The sequence below is a fragment of the Arthrobacter sp. K410C genome (assembly GCF_059090105.1).
This window is the reverse complement of the sequence record NZ_JBNHFJ010000001.1, coordinates 926,268-942,900: the sequence shown is the minus strand read 5'-3', so window position 1 is coordinate 942,900 and position 16,633 is coordinate 926,268. Positions and strand designations below refer to the sequence as shown.

Here is a 16,633-nt window from a genome sequence, read left to right as displayed (position 1 = left end):
TGGCCACGGGCTGCACTCTGTCAATCAGTGGCCCATCCGCAGTGAGGGTAGGTCTGCCGCCTTGCTTTTAGGTAGGTACGGGAGGCCTGCTGGAACGGGTATTGCCTACTCGTGATTCCCACCTCCGCTGGTAGTTCACTGGAAGTGCCGGCGAGGAATGGGAGCTTGCCACTACGGCTCCCGCTCCGCAACGTCGCCGGCACCACCATTGCGGCGGCTGAAACAATGAGTCCCCGGGGGGCCCGGACCGGCTCAGGAACGGCGGAATCATGCGAGTCCGATTGTCCACAGAGGACGGCACCAACCTCGCGGCCTGCCCCCACCAATTTGTTGGCCGGTGCGATGACTGTTCCGCGGCGGCAGGCCTGGAGGAATCCGGCCAGATGGTGACGGATGAAGGCGGAACAACGTTCTCCGCCGAGTGAGAACCCAATCTTGACTGAAGCTTGAGTCCCACTTGCAGGGATCTTTATCCCCGTTGGAAAGAGTAGAAGAGGCCGGAGTTCGCCGGCCCAAAAGCACAGCGTCGGCCATAAGCGGCTGACCACGCTCAAAAACTACTCCGGGGGCTTATTTGTCTGAGATTTTGCAGGAAGAAGTTGGCAACGAAAGCGGTGTGAGCCGCCGCAGGGTAGTCGCAGGCGTTGCCTGGTCGCTGCCGGTCATTGCTACAGCCATTGCCGCGCCGGCAGCTGCAGCGTCGGGAATTTCGGCGATCACACGCCTAAGTGCTGCTTCCACTATCAGCCTCGCCAGTTCAGCCACCGGTCAAGGTACCAGCCGCCCGGGCACGGGCCCGGCGAATTTCCAGATCATCAACAGCGGCAGTGCATTCACTGGCGCAATCACCGGAACGGTCAACATCAAGCCGATCGGGATCGCAAGCGCGGGTGTCGGCGTCCACTCCATCACGTCCGCCACACTGACATCCTCGGCGTACACGAGTGCCCATGAGTACAACGCCACGTTCACCCTCGCCCAAGAGGTCCCGGCCGGCCAGACAGTAACTGTCCCCATCTTCTTCCAATACCAGCGTGTCAACCCGGCACCCTCCGGCACTCTCGCTTACACCCTGACGATAACCCTGCGCCTTCCCGACAACACGAGCCGGATTGTTACCGGCACCGTGACGGTCACCTACTAGCGATGGTCTGGAAACGTGGCGGCCTGGTGGCCGAAGTATGCAGCGAACGCCGGAGCCGGGTTGCCCTGCTCCATGTGGACGCAACCCAGCCCGTGGTCCTGGAGGGCCCGGCCGCGGTCATCTGGGACCTGATCGACGGCCAGCGCACAGAACAGTCCATCCTCGCGGAACTTGAGGCCACCTTCTAGGACCGGACAGGACAGATGCATTCCCAGGTGGAAGGCTTCCTGGCGGGCCTGGAGGCACAGCGCCTGATCGAGGCTGCGCCCGGCAGTGTCCACTAGCAGCTGCATCCCCGGGAGCACAGTGCGGAACGCGCTGGTGTCCTGGGAGAAGCGGCTGTTCGAGGAACTGGCCAAAGGCAGCGACCTGCTCTGCGTGGACGTCCTGGGAGTGCAGTTCGGTGTGCGGTGGGGCGGTGCCGTCACCCGGCAGCAGCGGGAGGCCATGAGCGCGGCGTGGGCACGTTGTGCCAGCGTTCGCCAGCTCATGTTGCCGCCGCTGCCGGAGGAGCCCACGGCTGACCTGCCGTTCACGGCGTCAGTTGCCCACCGGTCCGTGACGCACGACGGCGGCACGTTCCTCCTGCAGGCCGCCTCCTTTGAGGAGCTGGCCGAGACCCTCACCACCAGGCTCACGCTGGCCGCGATCCTGGCGAACGCCGGTGAGCTGACCATGCTGCACGCCTGCGGCGTCGCGGACCCCCTGACGGGCGCTGTGGTGGCGCTGGTGGCCAAGTCCGGCACCGGCAAGACCACCGCGGCTTCCGTGCTGGCCCGGAGCTACGGGTACGTCACGGACGAGACCGCGGCCATCGCCCATGACGGCTCCGTGGTGCCGTACCCCAAGCCGCTGTCCGTGAAGGACGGCCACAGCCCGTACAAGCGGCAGGTGGGGCCGGACGAACTGGGGCTCCTGCCGGTCACCGCCATGCCCTTCATCCAGTCCGTCGTGCTGCTTGACCGTGTCCAAGGCGGCCCAACCATGGCCCCGGTGCTGAAGAAGGTCCCGCTGGCCGACGCCGTGCTCGCCCTGCTTCCGGAGACCTCCTCGCAGGCCGAGATTGGCGCACCGCTGCAGTCGCTCTGCCACCTGATCGACGACGTCGGGGGAGTGTGGCAGGTGACCTACGCGGAAGCTGAAGACCTGCCGGCGGCCCTGGAACCGTTGTTCCGCCAACAGCCACGATCGGAGCCGGAGTGGGAAGCCAGGGTCGCCGAGATCGCCCGGCCCGGAGCCATTCCGGAGGGCTGTTTCCGACGTGCAGCAGCCAGGGATGCCGTGGCCATCGGCGGTGACCTCCTGGTGATGCTGGAGAACCAGGTTGTCCGGCTCAGCGGGATTGGCCCGGCCATTTGGGAAGCGGGCGCCAGCCCGGTCCCGCTGGACCACCTGGTGGAGGCCGTTGCCAGGGTGCACAGAGCGCCGGAAGGCTACCGGGCCGCCGTCGTACGAGCCGTAAAGCAGCTCACCGCGCAATCAGTTTTGGAAAAGTAAGGAAACCACCATGACCACACCAGCCGCCGCTGCGGAAGCACCTCCTGGCCTGGATCTGACGGACTACCTCCGCGTGGTCCGGGCGTACTGGAAGGGGATTGTCGCCCTCACTCTGTTGGCCACGCTCTCGGCGCTTGGCTGGACGGTGCTGCAGCCCAAGATCTACTCGTCGGACTCCAGCGGCATTGTGGTGACGCCCGGCTCTGACAACGTCAGCCTCTCGCTCGCCGGCGACAGCCTGGCCAAGGCCAAGGTCAAGAACTATGAGTCCGTGGCGAAGTCGCGGCTCGTGGCGGACCGCGTCATCGCCGCGCTGGGGCTGGACACCACGGCTGACGCCCTCCTTGGCAGCGTCACGGTGAAGGTCCCGCTGGACACGGCGGAGATCCGGGTGACAGCCCAGTCCACTGATCCGGCTACGGCACAGCGCGTCGCCGATGCGTGGGTCAACGGCCTCGCCGCCCAGGTGGAAGCGATAGAGACAGTGCCGGCGGCCCAAGCGGCTGTGGAGTCAGGGGCCGCGGCAACGCCCGACGCCGGGACGCCGGCGGGTGCCACGGCTACGGCTGTCCGGGTGCTTCCGCTGGGCAAAGCCGTCCTACCCACCAGCCCCTCGTCCCCCAACACCAGACTGAATCTGGCGTTGGGCGCACTCGCCGGCCTGGCGCTCGGCATGGCCTATGCGGTGGTCCGCCGGCACCTCGACCGCCGCATCCGCCATGCTTCCGAGATCGAGCGGCTGTTCGGGGTCCCCGCGATCGGCACCCTTCCTGCGGACCGCCGTCTCGACGGCAGGAGCAGTGTCCTGGACACGGGCACCGCCGAGCAGATCCACGACGCCGGGGGAGCGATGGCCGAGGCCCTGCGCGAGCTGCGCACCAACCTCAGCTTCCTGGATGTGGACCAGCCGCCGCGGATCATCGTGGTGACCAGCTCCGTCCAGGCCGAAGGCAAGTCCACGGTGACCGCCAATCTCGCCGTCACCATGGCGGCGGCCGGCGAAAACGTGGTGGTGGTCGACGGCGACCTCCGCCGGCCCACGCTGGTGGACGTTTTCAACCTGGTTCCGGGCGCAGGGGTCACCGATGTCCTCACCGGCACCGCCGAGCTTGACGATGTCCTGCAGCCCTGGGGTGCCCTTCCCAACCTGTCAGTCCTTGGCTCGGGCCGCATACCCCCGAATCCCAGCGAGCTGCTCGGATCCCGGGCCATGAAGACCATGCTCACTACCCTGGCCGAAAGCGCCGTGGTCCTGATCGACGCCCCTCCGCTCCTTCCGGTGACGGACGCTGCCGTTCTCTCACGCGTGGCAGACGGTGCCATCGTGGTGATCCGGACCGGCAGGACCACGCAGGAGCAGCTTGCCCAGTCCCTGGGGAACTTGGACAAGGTCAGGGGCCGCGTGCTGGGTGCGGTCCTGAACTACGTGCCGACCCGCGGGACGGACGCCTACTCCTACTACGGCACGTACACCTCCACTCCTGCCACAGTGCCTGCAGCTGCTCCCCAGGCCGCGCGCCCCGTGTTGGATTCGCCAGAGGAAAGCGCCGTGGAAGCTGTCCTGAGCGGGCGCCGGGCCAAGGGTTGAGCGTTGGCCGTGGCAGACAGAACCTATAAGGCCCAGCTCAGCATCTCGGAGGGTGTGTTGCTAGCTCATGCCCTGGTTGCGCGCGTGGCGGACAGTTTGGGGGTCCGGGCGTTCTTCATCAAGGGACCGGCCAGTGTGATGCAAGGGTTGCGCCAGCCTAAAACATCAGCCGATGTGGATGTCTTCGTGGAGCCTGATGGTCTCGAGGTCGTGCTTCAGGGCTTGCGGGAGCGGGGCTGGCTCCAGCGTCCTGTGGATCCGGACACAACCACCTTTCCCAAACACGCTGTTACCCTTCATCACCCGGAGTGGCCGTGCTGCATCGATGTCCACTTCCGGTTTCCCGGGATGGAGGCTGACCCCGCTGATTGTTTCGAGGCGATGTGGGCCCATGCAAAGGAGTTCGACCTGGCCGGGCAACCCGTGCGGGTTCCCACGCCCGCCTTGGCAATCCTGCTCTTGGCACTGCACGCGCTCCGGTCACCACACCTGACTGCCTGCTGGCAGGAACTCGCGTACCTGGCACAACTGGTCAAGCGCCAAGCCCAAGCGCCCGGCATCCTGGAGATCGCCGTAGCCACAGGATCCCTAGGGGCGATACGCCCTTTCCTGGAGTGCCTTCTTGGGGATTCCTGTGGGGTGGTGTGGCCGGAGCCGTCGACGGAATGGCGCAACCGCCTGATGGCCAGGGAACCTGGCAGTGCCCGGCTGATCGCCATCGTCCAGGCCCCCTGGCGGGACAAGCCGAGGCTGCTGTGCCGGGCCGTCTTCCCGCAGCAGCAGAGCCTCTTAAGCCGAAACATCTATGCGGACATGTCGTGGCGGGGGCAGGTCATGCAGCATCGGGCGAGATGGGCTCGGTTCCTGCGTGCTATTCCCCATATCGCTCGGGATTTCAGGGGCTGACAGGCCTCGTCGGCCTGCCACAAAATTGCCATTGTCCACCGCTGATTTGTAAGGTTCACCTATGACTACGGGGAAAGCTATCACCAAAGCCGTCATTCCTGCTGCCGGATTGGGGACTCGCTTCCTGCCCGCCACCAAGGCAATGCCGAAGGAAATGCTGCCGGTTGTTGACCGGCCAGCCATCCAGTACGTCGTTGAGGAAGCCGTCAACTCGGGCCTCACGGACCTTCTGATGATCACGGGGCGCAACAAGCGCTCCCTCGAGGACCACTTTGACCGGGAGCCGGGCCTGGAGCGTGTACTGGAGGAAAAGGGCGACAAGGAGCGGCTGGAGTCCATCCAGTACGCTTCGGAACTCGGCCCCATCCACTACGTCCGCCAGGGGGAGGCCAAGGGCCTGGGCCACGCCGTCCTGTGCGCCAAGCAGCACGTGGGCAACGAACCCTTCGCCGTCCTGCTGGGCGATGACCTCATTGACGAGGCAGAGACCCTGCTGAGCACCATGATGGAGGTGCAGCAGAAGACCGGCGGTTCGGTGATTGCCCTGATCGAGGTTGATCCGTCGCAGATCAGCGCCTACGGCTGCGCAGACATCACCGCCATCGAGGGCGAGGACTACGTCCGCGTGAACAGCCTGGTGGAGAAGCCGGCGGTGGGGGAGGCGCCGTCCAACCTGGCCGTGATCGGCCGGTACGTGCTGCACCCGTCCGTATTCGGGGTCCTGGAGAACACCGCGCCGGGACGCGGCAACGAGATCCAGCTGACCGACGCGCTGCAGACCCTGGCTGCCACCGAGGGCGAAGGCTCCGGCGTGTACGGCGTGGTCTTCAAGGGCCGCCGTTTCGATACGGGTGACAAGCTGAGCTACCTGAAGGCCGTCATCACCCTGGCCTCCGAGCGTGTGGAGTTCGGTGAGGACTTGAAGACCTGGATGAAGGGCTTCGTGAACTAGCCCTCAGCCTCACGGAACCCATTGGAGGTCCGCTGCCGCGAGGTGGCGGGCCTCCAATCGTTTAATCACCACAGTGGCCAGCAGAGCGCCCATGACAGCTCCTGACGTGTTTGTCACGAGATCGAGCGGGCTCGCAAAGCGGTTGTGAAGAAACAGGAGCTGGCCAAGCTCCATGCAGCCGGAGATGAACAATCCAAATGCTCCAACCTGCCATAGGCGCTTTTCAGGAAATGCAAGGGTGCTGACAAATCCCAGCGGGATGAAAAGCACAACGTTGGCCGAAGCTTCGACGAATTTGTAATTGAACCAGCGGGGATACCCGTGGCGATGTAGGAAGTTCAGGATATCGACGAGCTGCCCCGATACGGAGTGGTCCACGGGGCTTGGCCAAAAAGCGATGAAGGCCAGCTGCACCAGCATCAGTCCAAGGATCCACCGCCAGATTCGCTCCCTATGGAAGTACTTCAATTCGCCCTCAGGAGGTCTGAAGCAGGGCTATTGCTGCTAACGCGAGGGCAGTGGCGGCCAGCAGCCCTAGAAGCAGGTAGGGGAGCACCTGCGGGCGGGGGAGCGGGATGGAGAAGTCGAACTCCCAAGGTGTTCTGCGCCAATGTCTCCCCATGCCCTAATAAATACCACAGCGTGGCAGTTGTGCCTGTCGAAACCTTAAACGAAGAAGGTGGAGGGTCTCGGTTTTACGGAGACCACCCACCTTCTTCGGGTGCTAGCTAGGCGTTGCTGTTAGGCAGCAGCCTCTGCCTTCGCCCGGCGACGAACAACTACTACTGAGGTTGCACCGGCAGCCAGTGCGCCGGCACCAACCAGGGTCCAGAGGACGAGGCCGGAGTCGGCGCCGGTGTTGGCCAGACCGGTAGCCGAACCGCCACCGGTGGATGCCAGCGGAGCACCACCGGTGTTGGCCAGGGAAGCGACCACCGTAACCCGCACGGGACCAACGGTAACGCCGGAGGTGTTGCCCGTGGCCGTGAGGGAGTAGTTACCCGGTTCGCTAATGGAGATCGGGAGCGAGAACTTGCCCTGTGCGTCAGCCGTGGTGGTAAGGGTGCTCGGAGCCAAGTAAAGGTTGATCTTCGCGGCCACAGCCGCACCACCTGCGATGCTCGCGCCGTCCGACGCCGGGGCGTCGCCCGGGGTCACATTGATGGTGAGGGTTTCGCCGGCAAGGAAGCCCTGGCCGCTGAAGATGAAGTCTTCACCCGGGCCTACGACGCCGTCTGATACGGCGGCCTGAGGCGGAAGAGCAGGGTAGGTTGCTGCCATGGAAGGTGCCGCACCTACGAGTGCGATGGAACCGGCAAGTGCGAGTGCTGCGAGTGTTTTCTTCATGTGTCCCCCCGGAGACGTTTAAGTTTTATGATGTACCCGATTTGGGGAGTATTCCCCTCCGCACGAGACCCTGTGCAGAACTACGGATAGATATCCCAAAAAAGACCGTACCATCTGCTCTTCCTTGTGAGCAATCTCAATCCAATCGGTTTACATAGTGTTAACGCGCCGTCCACAAGCTCTAGCCGCAATCCGCACTTTTTGTGTCCAGTATTACTTCCTTTACGGGCTGAACCGTTGGTGTGACAACGACGTTAGGTTCGGTGTGCTGCACAATCTTGCCAAATGTAAAGTCCACCGTCTTGCTTTCACCCGGCGCCAACTGGACGGCCAAAACACCCACAGGTCGATTGGAGTGGATGTGCGGTGCAAACCCGGTTCTCTGCCCGTCGAGTTTTGCAGATTCGACCAAGGCCTGAACGGGCCCATAGGCAACAACGTTCGTTTGCACGGACCCAGGCGGCACGCCGTAAATGCCTTCTCCGGTTACATACCCCGGCAGGGAACTCGCAGCGTCGGCAGGGGCAGTGTTTGTGCTGGTGACTCGAACCGTCACGTGCTCGTAGCCCTCATTGGGACATTCCTTTATCAGTTGAACCGTTCGTTTAACATAGAAGTCCATCTTTGCGCCGGTTCCGTCGTTGAAATACACCCCGAACTGTGCAGGTGAAATACTCGGACCCGATACTGATCCGCTCAGGGGGTAGCGAGCGATGAGTGCTTGCTCCTGAGCCCTTGACGACCAGATCAGAACCCGTCCTTCGTCTGCTCCCCGCGAGATACCTTCGAGGAGCTTCTTGGGATCAGCCCTCTCCGCAGATAGCGCCGAGAAGGTTTCCCTCGCCACTCCGGCGAAGTAAGCATCTTGCCGCTTGGGTTGTTCGATTTCGGAGTAAACCTTTGAGAGCAAGGTGTGAACAATGTTTTGGCCGCTGAGCTCACCGGGAAGACGCCCGCCGGTCGTCGCGAGGAGTTCAGGTTCGTTGACGGTGACGGGACCTGTCGCATCTAGGATGTACCCCATAGCCACAGGGTCGATCGAAATTACACCGCTGACCTGCTGTCCGGTCTTCTTTTCCCACATAGCTTGTGCTGTGGAAGCCGCGGTCGGGAAGTCAGGAGTCAGGTTGACATCCTGCATGAACTTGCCGAGTCGGGTCGAGTAGATCTGCTGCTGTTCGACGTCCACGGCCAGGGGGGGTATCAGGGAACCCACTTCTGTGGCGCTACTCTGAGTGCCCAAAGTCATTTTTCCCTGATCTATCGTCAAGATCGCCAGAGCACCGGGGATACCACCGGATGCCCTGGTTTCAGCATTGTTCTGGACAATGAGGAGGTACTCCCGCGGTTCATCTGAACCCAGCATCCCCGGGGCGATCTGAGAGGCGACTGCCGCTGTGTTGAGTGCCCCAGTGACCTCCCGCAACTGCTCCTTTGCTTGTACGAGAGGCTCAGCAACTTGAGGAAGCAATACATCACGGTTAATAGAATCGAGTCGATCCGCGGATGCACTAACGGCGTGTGCCGCGCCCACAATGCTCGGGGATGCCGCTTTCAGGGGTTCAAGATCAGTTGAAGAAGAGTTGGGTATGAGGCTATCCCAGTTCAGTGAACTAAAAACTCTGGCCAGCGGAGCAAGGCCTAAATTGGCTACATCATCAGCGGAGCGCGCGACTTCAGAAACCGCCGTCAGGTTGGGTCCGATTACGGGGAGTGTTGACGCCAACGTCCATATGGGGTCGCCGGCGGCATGGCTGGCAGCAGAAGTGTGTTCACGAATGCTCGCAACGGTTTTCGATGCTGCTTCCGGGTCATCGTTGGCGATGCTTGCCTTGAGAGGAGATACCAATTCAGTTGCCGCGGTGAGCTCCCGATTGATCGCCGACGCCTTCGAACCAAGCCATAGCGCTAAACCGATGCCGATAAGCAGAATTGCAAAGACTGCCGAAAGCACGTTTACAAGTGTTCGCGTACTACGATGGCGACGTTTGCTCCGGCTGCGGGTGGAAGTCGAAATGTCTGCGCTACGCTTCACTTGTTTCATGGCTACGGGCGCCCCAGACCGCGGTATGTCCAGCCAGCAGCGCGCCACTTCGCTGAGTCAAGAATGTTGCGTCCATCAAGAATTCGTGGTGTTGCCACGGCCGTAGAAAGCTTATAAGGATCAAGTTCCCGGTACTGCTGCCACTCCGTTAGCAGCAACAGTGCATCAGCGTCCTGTATGGCGGTATCTAGAACGAATTCATAGTGAAGCTCGGGGAAGCGTTTTGCCGCATTTTCTAGAGATTTGGGGTCAGTGACAGTAACGACTGCGCCCTGCAGCTGAAGCTGGGCAGCGATGCTTAGCGCGGGGGAGTCGCGTACATCGTCACTTTCAGGCTTGAAGGCCGCACCCAGCACTGTGATGCGTTTTCCCAGTAAGGAGCCGTCGCATAGCTCCCGGGTTAGTTCAACGACACGTGTTCGACGCCTCATGTTTATGGCATCTACCTCCCGGAGGAAGGTGAGAGCTTGATCGGCACCCAGTTCACCTGCTCTGGCCATGAACGCCCTAATATCCTTGGGTAAGCAGCCACCGCCGAAACCAATTCCGGCGTTGAGGAATTTCCGGCCGATGCGATCGTCCAAACCTATTGCATCTGCCAGCTGCGTAACGTCGGCTCCAGCCGCTTCGCAAAGCTCAGCCATCGCATTGATAAAGGATATCTTGGTGGCCAGGAAGGAGTTGGCCGCAGTCTTCACCAGTTCTGCGGTCGCTTGATCCGTGACGATGCGTGGAGTTCCGGTAGAAAGTGGAGCGGCATACACTTCATCAAGCAAGGCAACTGCGGGATGCTCTTCAGATCCGCTAATCACGCCGTACACAAAGCGATCGGGCTCGAGTGTGTCGGAAACTGCATGGCCCTCTCTAAGGAATTCTGGATTCCATACCACGTGGGCACTTGGTTCATGCTCGGCGACAAGTGCCGATAGCCGGCTCGCAGTGCCGACCGGAACTGTGGATTTGCCTACGACAACGTCTCCCGGGGACAGATGCCGTAAAAGCCCTTGGAAGGCTGCATCTACATAGGTCAGATCGGCGGCGTTTTCGCCCTTCTTTTGCGGTGTCCCTACGCATACGAAGTGAACACTGCTTCCCTTGGCAGCACTGATATCAGTGGTGAAGGCCAAACGCCCAGTTTCTTGTACCTCCTGCAACAGTTCTCCCAGGCCAGGTTCATAAAAAGGAGCATTCGCCCGCGAAAGCGATTCAATTTTGCGCTCGTCAACGTCTATGCCAACAACTTCATGGCCCAATTTGGCCATGCAGGCAGCATGCACGGCACCCAGATAGCCGCAACCGATTACAGAAATGCGCATGATAGTTTTCCTTCCCCCGGAGGGCGTAGTGCAAAGGTTGCAGGTTAGTAAGCGCCAGTGCTTCGAAATACGGCCCTAACAGTCCTCAGTAGAATCAGTAGGTCACCCGTAAGAGACCAGTTTTCTACGTAGTAGAGATCCAGCCTGACGGAGTCCTGCCACGACAGGTTTGACCGACCGCTGACCTGCCATAGGCCTGTAAGGCCGGGTCTGACTAATAACCGCCTACGTACATCATGTTCATAGGACTCAACTTCCGCCGGCAGAGGCGGGCGTGGTCCGACTAGGCTCATCGTCCCATCAAAAATGTTGAACAGCTGTGGGAGTTCATCGAGACTATACCTCCGAAGGAAGCGCCCGACGCGAGTGATGCGTGGATCATTTTTTACTTTGAACAAAACGCCGTTGCCCTCGTTCAGGTGAGTGATCTGCTTAAGTTGCTTCTCCGCATCGACGACCATCGACCGGAACTTAAGCATTCGAAAGCGGGTGCCTTCAATGCCCACTCTTTCTTGTTTGAACAAGATCGGGCCTCTACTGTCCAAGCGAACCAGCAGCGCGACTATTGCCATGATTGGAGAGGTAAGCGCGATGAGGAGTCCAGATACGACCACATCAAAAAGACGTTTGGCTACGCGCTGCCCGCCCTCCAACGTTGGGGTTGTGACGTGGATGAGAGGCAGCCCTGCCACCTGTTGCGTATGAATCCGGGGGCCAGCGATATCGGTCAATGCAGGCGCCATAATCAGCCCAATATTGCGGGAAGCTAGTTCCCAGCCCAAGTGTCGCAATGTTTGCGGGTGGAGTTGTACACCGGCAGACACTGCGACTGCGTCAGCGCCGCAAGACTCCAGAGCTTCAAGAATCAGTTTTGGCTCGGGGCTTGTCCCCAGAAGAGGGAGATCTGCAATCCACTTCTCATCTTGGAGAGTGGAAGCTCCGGGCGAGTATGCAGCTATTGGGAGATAACCGGCATGCGTTGAACTGGCTAGCGATTCCGCGAGATGGGCGACCGCGCCGGGCCCTCCAAGGAGGAGGAGACGGTGCATGTTCCTTCCGCGCTGGCGATTGACACTAAGATGCTGGCGGACCAGCCATCGCGCCAGGAGAAGTCCTCCGATCCCCACAGGAAGCGCGACGCCCACGTAGCCACGTGCTGTGTCAAACCGAAACACGTAAGAGAATATTGCAATCGCACCAAAGAGCCAAAGTGATGCCGCCGCAACGCGTTTGTATTCGTCAGCGCCACTGCCGAGCACACGGTATTGACGACTGCTCCAAGCGCCAAGCATCAGCCACCAAGCGACGATTAGGATAACTGAAAGCCAGGCGTAGGTGGCTTCTTGCCCCGTAGCATTTAGACCTGTGTCTATGCCAAACCGGAGTACGTAGGCTCCGAGGACTGCCCAGATAATGACGACAGCGTCCACGACGCCTAGGAGCCGGGATACCCTAACTCGCCAATCCGTTTCTCGACTCAAAGTGCCCCCAATGTTCCGGCCGGGCCACATCCACGAGTTATTGGAACCCGTTTCTGGGCTCCTTCGCCACGTTAGTTCAAGTTGTCCTGAGGATTGCTTCGGACGATGGTTGTCGGCAATCCTGGTGGCAAGGCCTGCTCATAATATTCGCCGATCTTTGCCGGGGGTGCAAATGTGTCTGACGAAGCAGCCGAGCCCGTAAGGCGTGATCACCTCACTGTTAAGTTTCTCGTCCAATGTAGTCATCATCACACTTCGATCCGACCCACGCTGGTGTCTGCTCTATATTGGGAGTATGGGCTGGGTACAACTTAAGAGTCAGAAGTGAGCGCGGCAACGCGACCCATTATTCACGTGACCGAGAGCTTCGGCGGTGGAGTGGCTGCTGCTATTCGCGACTACAGCAGGAACTACCCCTTGGCGGAGCATCATCTCGTTTACGCTCCACGGGGCGATGCACCAATTCAGTCATCCGATATGGATCAGTTTGCATCTGTTACACGTCTGGGATCTGGCCATATTCGCCGTGTGGGCGATATACGCCGCTACCTTAATGAGCGCCCGGATGCAATCGTGCATGCTCATTCGAGTTTTGCGGGCGCTTACGTTCGGGCCGCAGTGTTGAAGAGTGAAAGCAGGCCCATTCTTTATACGCCGCACTGCTATGGCTTTGAGCGGCGAGATAGCAGCGCGTCTCAGCGACTAGCCTACTGGGCCTTGGAATGGATCTTTTCCTTCAATACTTCGGTGTTTGCCGCCTGTTCCAAAAGGGAAGAGACGCTTTCGAGATGGCCACTGACATCGGCGAAGCGCATTCACATCCCGAACGTCGCGTCCGGAGACATTAGAGTCCCTCTGAAAATTCAGTTACAGCCTGAAATTTTGCGAGTCGTAGGTGCGGGACGGTTCGGGCCGCAGAAGGACCCGAAGTTTTTCCGTGACTGCGTGGTGGATCTTCGTAAGGCGGGCTATGAAATCGACGCTGTATGGGTCGGCGGTGGCAACCCGGAAATTGAGCGCATGCTGACGGCAGCCAGCATCCAGGTGACAGGGTGGTTGTCCCGCCAGGAGGTCCTGAACCAACTCGTGGCCGCGGATGTCTATATACACTCTGCCCTTTGGGAAGGATTTCCCATTGCCGTCCTTGAAGCATCTCAAATGGGAGTTCCCATAGTCGCCAGGGATATTCCCGCATTCAACGGCCTCGATATGCCATTGCTAATCAAATCGCCAGCTGACCTCGTCGAAAAATGGGCGAGTTTGACATCAACTTCGTTCCGTGAAGACATGATAAAGCAGGCTGCCAAGGCACTTGCAGACTGTAACGACGATGCGCAGGCGGACGCTCTGCGGAGCCTGTACGGCGTTGAACATTCTGCCGCCACGACACGACTTGCACGGAAATAATGCGCCCGCAGTGCCTTCACAGGTAGTTCTTGATTAGGGCCTGTTTGTACTGGGGCCCAGCGGAACAGTAGCGCCAGATTTAACACGGCGCCCGGGTTTATGAAGCAGACATTATCAGCGGCTCAATTTGATGTTCCTAGGACGGGGACGTCTGTCTTTGGTGGAGGACTTCGCCATTTCTCCTAATCGTGGATAGGACGCCGCGACCGCAAAGAGGATCGGGAGCCAATATTGCTGCTGGTCGTAAAAGGCCGAGCCCAGGGCATAGACGATTACCGCGGCAATAATGGCGGCTTCCGTTGCTTTCTCTCCAGTTACTACTGCCCTCTGAATTCGCGTTAAGAGAAGTAATGTGATTACAGCGGTGGCAAGAACGAACGCTAGACCGCCTTGGTACCAAGCGTGGAGGACGTAATTATGTACGACGGTTACGCCGTTGAATGTGCCTTGGTTTGTGGAGTCCATGCCGACGCCGATCAAAGGGTCCGTTCTAATGTAGTCCCAAGCGAATGCGTACGTTTGCTGCCTGATTCCAAGGGATGCCACCCCGTCGCTTTCACCCGTTACTACGTTGATCCGGTGATCAATGGGTGCCACGAGCAGCGACGGATCGAAGCCGGCTGTGAAGGCCAAGACCCCCACCGCGAGAAAGCCTGCTGACGTCCAGTAGAGCGTCCGCAGCCCGGCTCGACGAACTGCAACGATAACGATGAGTACGGCGGCGAGTGAGAGTAGAGAGCTCAGGCTGCCGGTGGCAATGAGAGCACCTAGGTTTATCACTCCAACCAATAACAATAGTGCCTTCACCCATGATGTGGCGGACGCGTATGCCGTAATGGCCAAAACGATGGATATCACGCACATGAGGCCCAGTACGTTGGGGTGGCCGGCCAATCCATTAGCCCGTCCGCTGTTTGCCGCTGCACCCAGAATGGTCATGCCGGCCGCTTGGGCCAGTGCGGCTACCGATGAAACCGTTTGGATAAAGATAAATGCGGCCGCAGCTCGTGGCAGGAAGACTCGTGTCTGAAGCGTGTAGTACCGCAACACAAATGGGGCGGTAGCCAACAGTATGGCGAGGGCTAAAGCGGTTCGAACACTTGCGACGGTGTTGCTGTTGGCGCCTGACACGAAGCCTGCAATAACTATTAGGACGGCGGACAATATCCAGATAGTCGCGCCGGGTAAACGTCGAACTTTTCCGAGAACGAGAGAGCTCACCAAGACGATGAGGATAGCCTCCGGAAGCCAGACCAAACCGGACTCCGCTACGAATCGATAAATAGGGATAAGCCCAGCAACGGCTATCCAGATCAGTGAACCGAACGTTGTTTTTGAGGAGCTTTCCACAAGGGCGGTTGCACTAGTAGGCTGCATCCTGTTAGTTACCAGGTTCGCACTGGATCTATCCTTGTACCGAACGCTGTGGCGGCGAGGAGAGCTGGCAAGTAAATTCATCTATCTAATCTCCCTCGCGACTGCAGCAACGGTTTGCACAACGTGGCGGAAGAAAGGTGAAACGAAATAGATGAGAAGCGTATACACGGCTATCCCGACCAGGCCGGTCGCGAGTGATATCCAATCAGAATCAATGTAGGTGGAAGCCAGAAGGCCGATTCCAATCATTGGAATGACGAGGAGAGCAACAGCTTTCAGGCCGTTTAGGGTGATGGGCATCATGTCAGTGCTGGTGATCCGCCCGCACCACCACATCGAAAGAATCCAGTTCACTAAATAGCCGATCGAATGGCCGACGGCTACACCCACAGCTCCCCACGGAAGCCCGGCAAGAATTGCAGCGACAATAAGGGGCTGGGAGACCAGGTAAAAGCGGAACTGAGCGCCCGTTCTATTTTTAGCCAAGAATATCCAAAAGGTTATCTGGTTCAGTCCTCTGAATATTCCACCTATAGCTAAGGCCTGAAAAACGGGAACCATGGCAATCCACGATCCGCCGAATACAACGCTTACTAGTGGATGAGCGAGCCCGCAAGCCACCGCGTAAATGCTTCCTAGTCCCACACTCCCAATCAATTGGCCTTTCAGCAGGAAGCGATGAAATCTTTCTCGGTCGTCTGCAACTTTCGTCAAAATCGGGACCGCAACTCGGGTCAATGGCGCGGCCAACTGACTCAACGGCAACATCAAGAGCTGGTAGGCGCGTCCGTAAATGCCTAGGACGCCGGGGCCCCATACATAACCCAGTGACAAATTGTCGATGTTCTTGGTTATGTAGGCGACTCCCTGGGAGCCGAAAACTCCAAGGCCGAAGCCGAACACCTCACGCACTGACGCACGCCGTGACGGCCATCCTGGCCACCACCGTGATAATGCAATTGCCATGACGAGTGCAGTGAAACCGGTAGAAATTTGTTGAGCAACGAGAACCCAATAGTTGGCTTCAACGAGAGCCGCGTATGCAAGTGCGCCTAATAGGCCTGCAATTACTGGCGCGGTATCAACAAGAGCCAACCGCTTGAACATCAGCTGTTGATTGATGCGCGCCCGAAATTGCGTCGAAATGCCCGATAGAACGAATGTCAGGGACAGTGCAACCACGATTTCACTGAGTTTTGGTTGGGAGAAGACTATTGCCACGGGGGCTGCGATTAGCAAGCCTCCTAGCGCAAGGAGTAGACCAAAAAGCGTGTTTATCCAGAAGAGGTTCGACATCTGTCCCTGGGTTAGCTTGAGAGCACGAGCAGAGGCTAGGGATAAGCCGAAGTCTCGAACGAGTTCGCCGAGTGCGACAATACTCATGACTATGGCGACTAGACCGAAGTCCTCCGGCGACAAGATACGAGCAAGTACCACCGTCGAAGCCAGCATGACGACGAGCCTGACCACCTGCCCTACGATCGTGGCCGAAGCGCCTCGTACCGCCTGTTGGCCGAGCCTCTGGCCTTCAGGGGTGATTTCGTCTGTGCTCATGTTGCAATCCTGTCCAGTGA

The 16,633-nt window shown here is 59.5% G+C and carries 15 protein-coding genes; 8 read left to right on the top strand and 7 right to left on the bottom strand.

The window, feature by feature from the left end:
- Positions 1–269 precede the first annotated feature (269 nt).
- From AC5RU7_RS04425 to galU, 7 genes are all read left to right on the top strand, one after another.
- The gene (locus tag AC5RU7_RS04425) at positions 270–425 is read left to right on the top strand and encodes a hypothetical protein (RefSeq protein WP_494010166.1); all 156 of its coding nucleotides are present in this window, start codon (positions 270–272) and stop codon (positions 423–425) included.
- Between the two features lie 191 nt (positions 426–616).
- On the top strand, positions 617–1,144 hold the full coding sequence (locus AC5RU7_RS04420; RefSeq protein ID WP_494051227.1) for a hypothetical protein: 528 nt from the start codon (positions 617–619) through the stop codon (positions 1,142–1,144).
- Positions 1,145–1,146: 2 nt separating this feature from the next.
- Positions 1,147–1,332, top strand: a complete 186-nt coding sequence (locus AC5RU7_RS04415) for a PqqD family peptide modification chaperone (RefSeq protein ID WP_494051226.1) — start codon at positions 1,147–1,149, stop codon at positions 1,330–1,332.
- Positions 1,333–1,417: 85 nt separating this feature from the next.
- On the top strand, positions 1,418–2,641 hold the full coding sequence (locus AC5RU7_RS04410; protein ID WP_494051225.1) for a hypothetical protein: 1,224 nt from the start codon (positions 1,418–1,420) through the stop codon (positions 2,639–2,641).
- A gap of 10 nt (positions 2,642–2,651) precedes the next feature.
- Complete coding sequence (locus AC5RU7_RS04405) at positions 2,652–4,229, top strand: tyrosine-protein kinase domain-containing protein (RefSeq protein ID WP_494051224.1); 1,578 nt, start codon at positions 2,652–2,654, stop codon at positions 4,227–4,229.
- A 9-nt stretch (positions 4,230–4,238) separates the two neighbouring features.
- Entirely contained in the window at positions 4,239–5,135 is an 897-nt protein-coding gene (locus tag AC5RU7_RS04400) for a nucleotidyltransferase family protein (RefSeq protein WP_494051223.1), read from the top strand.
- Positions 5,136–5,196: 61 nt separating this feature from the next.
- Positions 5,197–6,087 carry a UTP--glucose-1-phosphate uridylyltransferase GalU gene (gene galU, locus AC5RU7_RS04395; protein WP_494051222.1) on the top strand — a complete coding sequence of 297 codons (891 nt, stop codon included), beginning with the start codon at positions 5,197–5,199 and terminating at the stop codon, positions 6,085–6,087.
- 9 nt (positions 6,088–6,096) lie between these two features.
- On the opposite strand, the gene AC5RU7_RS04390 is transcribed toward galU, so the two are convergent.
- The 5 genes from AC5RU7_RS04390 to AC5RU7_RS04370 all read right to left on the bottom strand — a co-directional run bounded on the left by AC5RU7_RS04390 (position 6,097) and on the right by AC5RU7_RS04370 (position 12,305).
- Positions 6,097–6,507: a VanZ family protein gene (locus tag AC5RU7_RS04390; RefSeq protein ID WP_494051221.1), complete on the bottom strand. Its 411-nt coding sequence runs from the start codon at positions 6,505–6,507 to the stop codon at positions 6,097–6,099.
- 321 nt (positions 6,508–6,828) lie between these two features.
- A complete protein-coding gene (locus AC5RU7_RS04385; protein WP_494051220.1) occupies positions 6,829–7,434 on the bottom strand; it encodes an LPXTG cell wall anchor domain-containing protein in 606 nt (201 codons plus the stop codon).
- 181 nt (positions 7,435–7,615) lie between these two features.
- A complete protein-coding gene (locus AC5RU7_RS04380; RefSeq protein WP_494051219.1) occupies positions 7,616–9,388 on the bottom strand; it encodes a DUF4012 domain-containing protein in 1,773 nt (590 codons plus the stop codon).
- A gap of 92 nt (positions 9,389–9,480) precedes the next feature.
- On the bottom strand, positions 9,481–10,794 hold the full coding sequence (locus tag AC5RU7_RS04375) for a UDP-glucose dehydrogenase family protein (protein WP_494051218.1): 1,314 nt from the start codon (positions 10,792–10,794) through the stop codon (positions 9,481–9,483).
- Between the two features lie 44 nt (positions 10,795–10,838).
- A complete protein-coding gene (locus AC5RU7_RS04370; RefSeq protein ID WP_494051217.1) occupies positions 10,839–12,305 on the bottom strand; it encodes a sugar transferase in 1,467 nt (488 codons plus the stop codon).
- Positions 12,306–12,599: 294 nt separating this feature from the next.
- Here AC5RU7_RS04370 and AC5RU7_RS04365 point away from each other — a divergent pair, with 294 nt between their 5' ends.
- A complete protein-coding gene (locus tag AC5RU7_RS04365; RefSeq protein WP_494051216.1) occupies positions 12,600–13,682 on the top strand; it encodes a glycosyltransferase in 1,083 nt (360 codons plus the stop codon).
- 114 nt (positions 13,683–13,796) lie between these two features.
- On the opposite strand, the gene AC5RU7_RS04360 is transcribed toward AC5RU7_RS04365, so the two are convergent.
- Both AC5RU7_RS04360 and AC5RU7_RS04355 read right to left on the bottom strand, forming a co-directional pair.
- A complete protein-coding gene (locus AC5RU7_RS04360; RefSeq protein WP_494051215.1) occupies positions 13,797–15,140 on the bottom strand; it encodes an O-antigen ligase family protein in 1,344 nt (447 codons plus the stop codon).
- Positions 15,141–16,613: a lipopolysaccharide biosynthesis protein gene (locus AC5RU7_RS04355; RefSeq protein WP_494051214.1), complete on the bottom strand. Its 1,473-nt coding sequence runs from the start codon at positions 16,611–16,613 to the stop codon at positions 15,141–15,143. It abuts the gene before it with no gap.
- Positions 16,614–16,633: the final 20 nt, after the last annotated feature.

Excerpts from the sequence above, each read along its gene's own strand:
- AC5RU7_RS04425 (WP_494010166.1), top strand. The coding sequence starts at position 270 with ATGCGAGTCCGATTGTCCACAGAGGACGGCACCAACCTCGCGGCCTGC.
- AC5RU7_RS04415 (WP_494051226.1), top strand. The coding sequence starts at position 1,147 with ATGGTCTGGAAACGTGGCGGCCTGGTGGCCGAAGTATGCAGCGAACGC.
- AC5RU7_RS04405 (WP_494051224.1), top strand. The coding sequence starts at position 2,652 with ATGACCACACCAGCCGCCGCTGCGGAAGCACCTCCTGGCCTGGATCTG.
- galU (WP_494051222.1), top strand. The coding sequence starts at position 5,197 with ATGACTACGGGGAAAGCTATCACCAAAGCCGTCATTCCTGCTGCCGGA.
- AC5RU7_RS04390 (WP_494051221.1), bottom strand. The coding sequence starts at position 6,507 with ATGCTGGTGCAGCTGGCCTTCATCGCTTTTTGGCCAAGCCCCGTGGAC.
- AC5RU7_RS04385 (WP_494051220.1), bottom strand. The coding sequence starts at position 7,434 with ATGAAGAAAACACTCGCAGCACTCGCACTTGCCGGTTCCATCGCACTC.
- AC5RU7_RS04375 (WP_494051218.1), bottom strand. The coding sequence starts at position 10,794 with ATGCGCATTTCTGTAATCGGTTGCGGCTATCTGGGTGCCGTGCATGCT.
- AC5RU7_RS04370 (WP_494051217.1), bottom strand. The coding sequence starts at position 12,305 with ATGTGGCCCGGCCGGAACATTGGGGGCACTTTGAGTCGAGAAACGGAT.
- AC5RU7_RS04360 (WP_494051215.1), bottom strand. The coding sequence starts at position 15,140 with ATGAATTTACTTGCCAGCTCTCCTCGCCGCCACAGCGTTCGGTACAAG.
- AC5RU7_RS04355 (WP_494051214.1), bottom strand. The coding sequence starts at position 16,613 with ATGAGCACAGACGAAATCACCCCTGAAGGCCAGAGGCTCGGCCAACAG.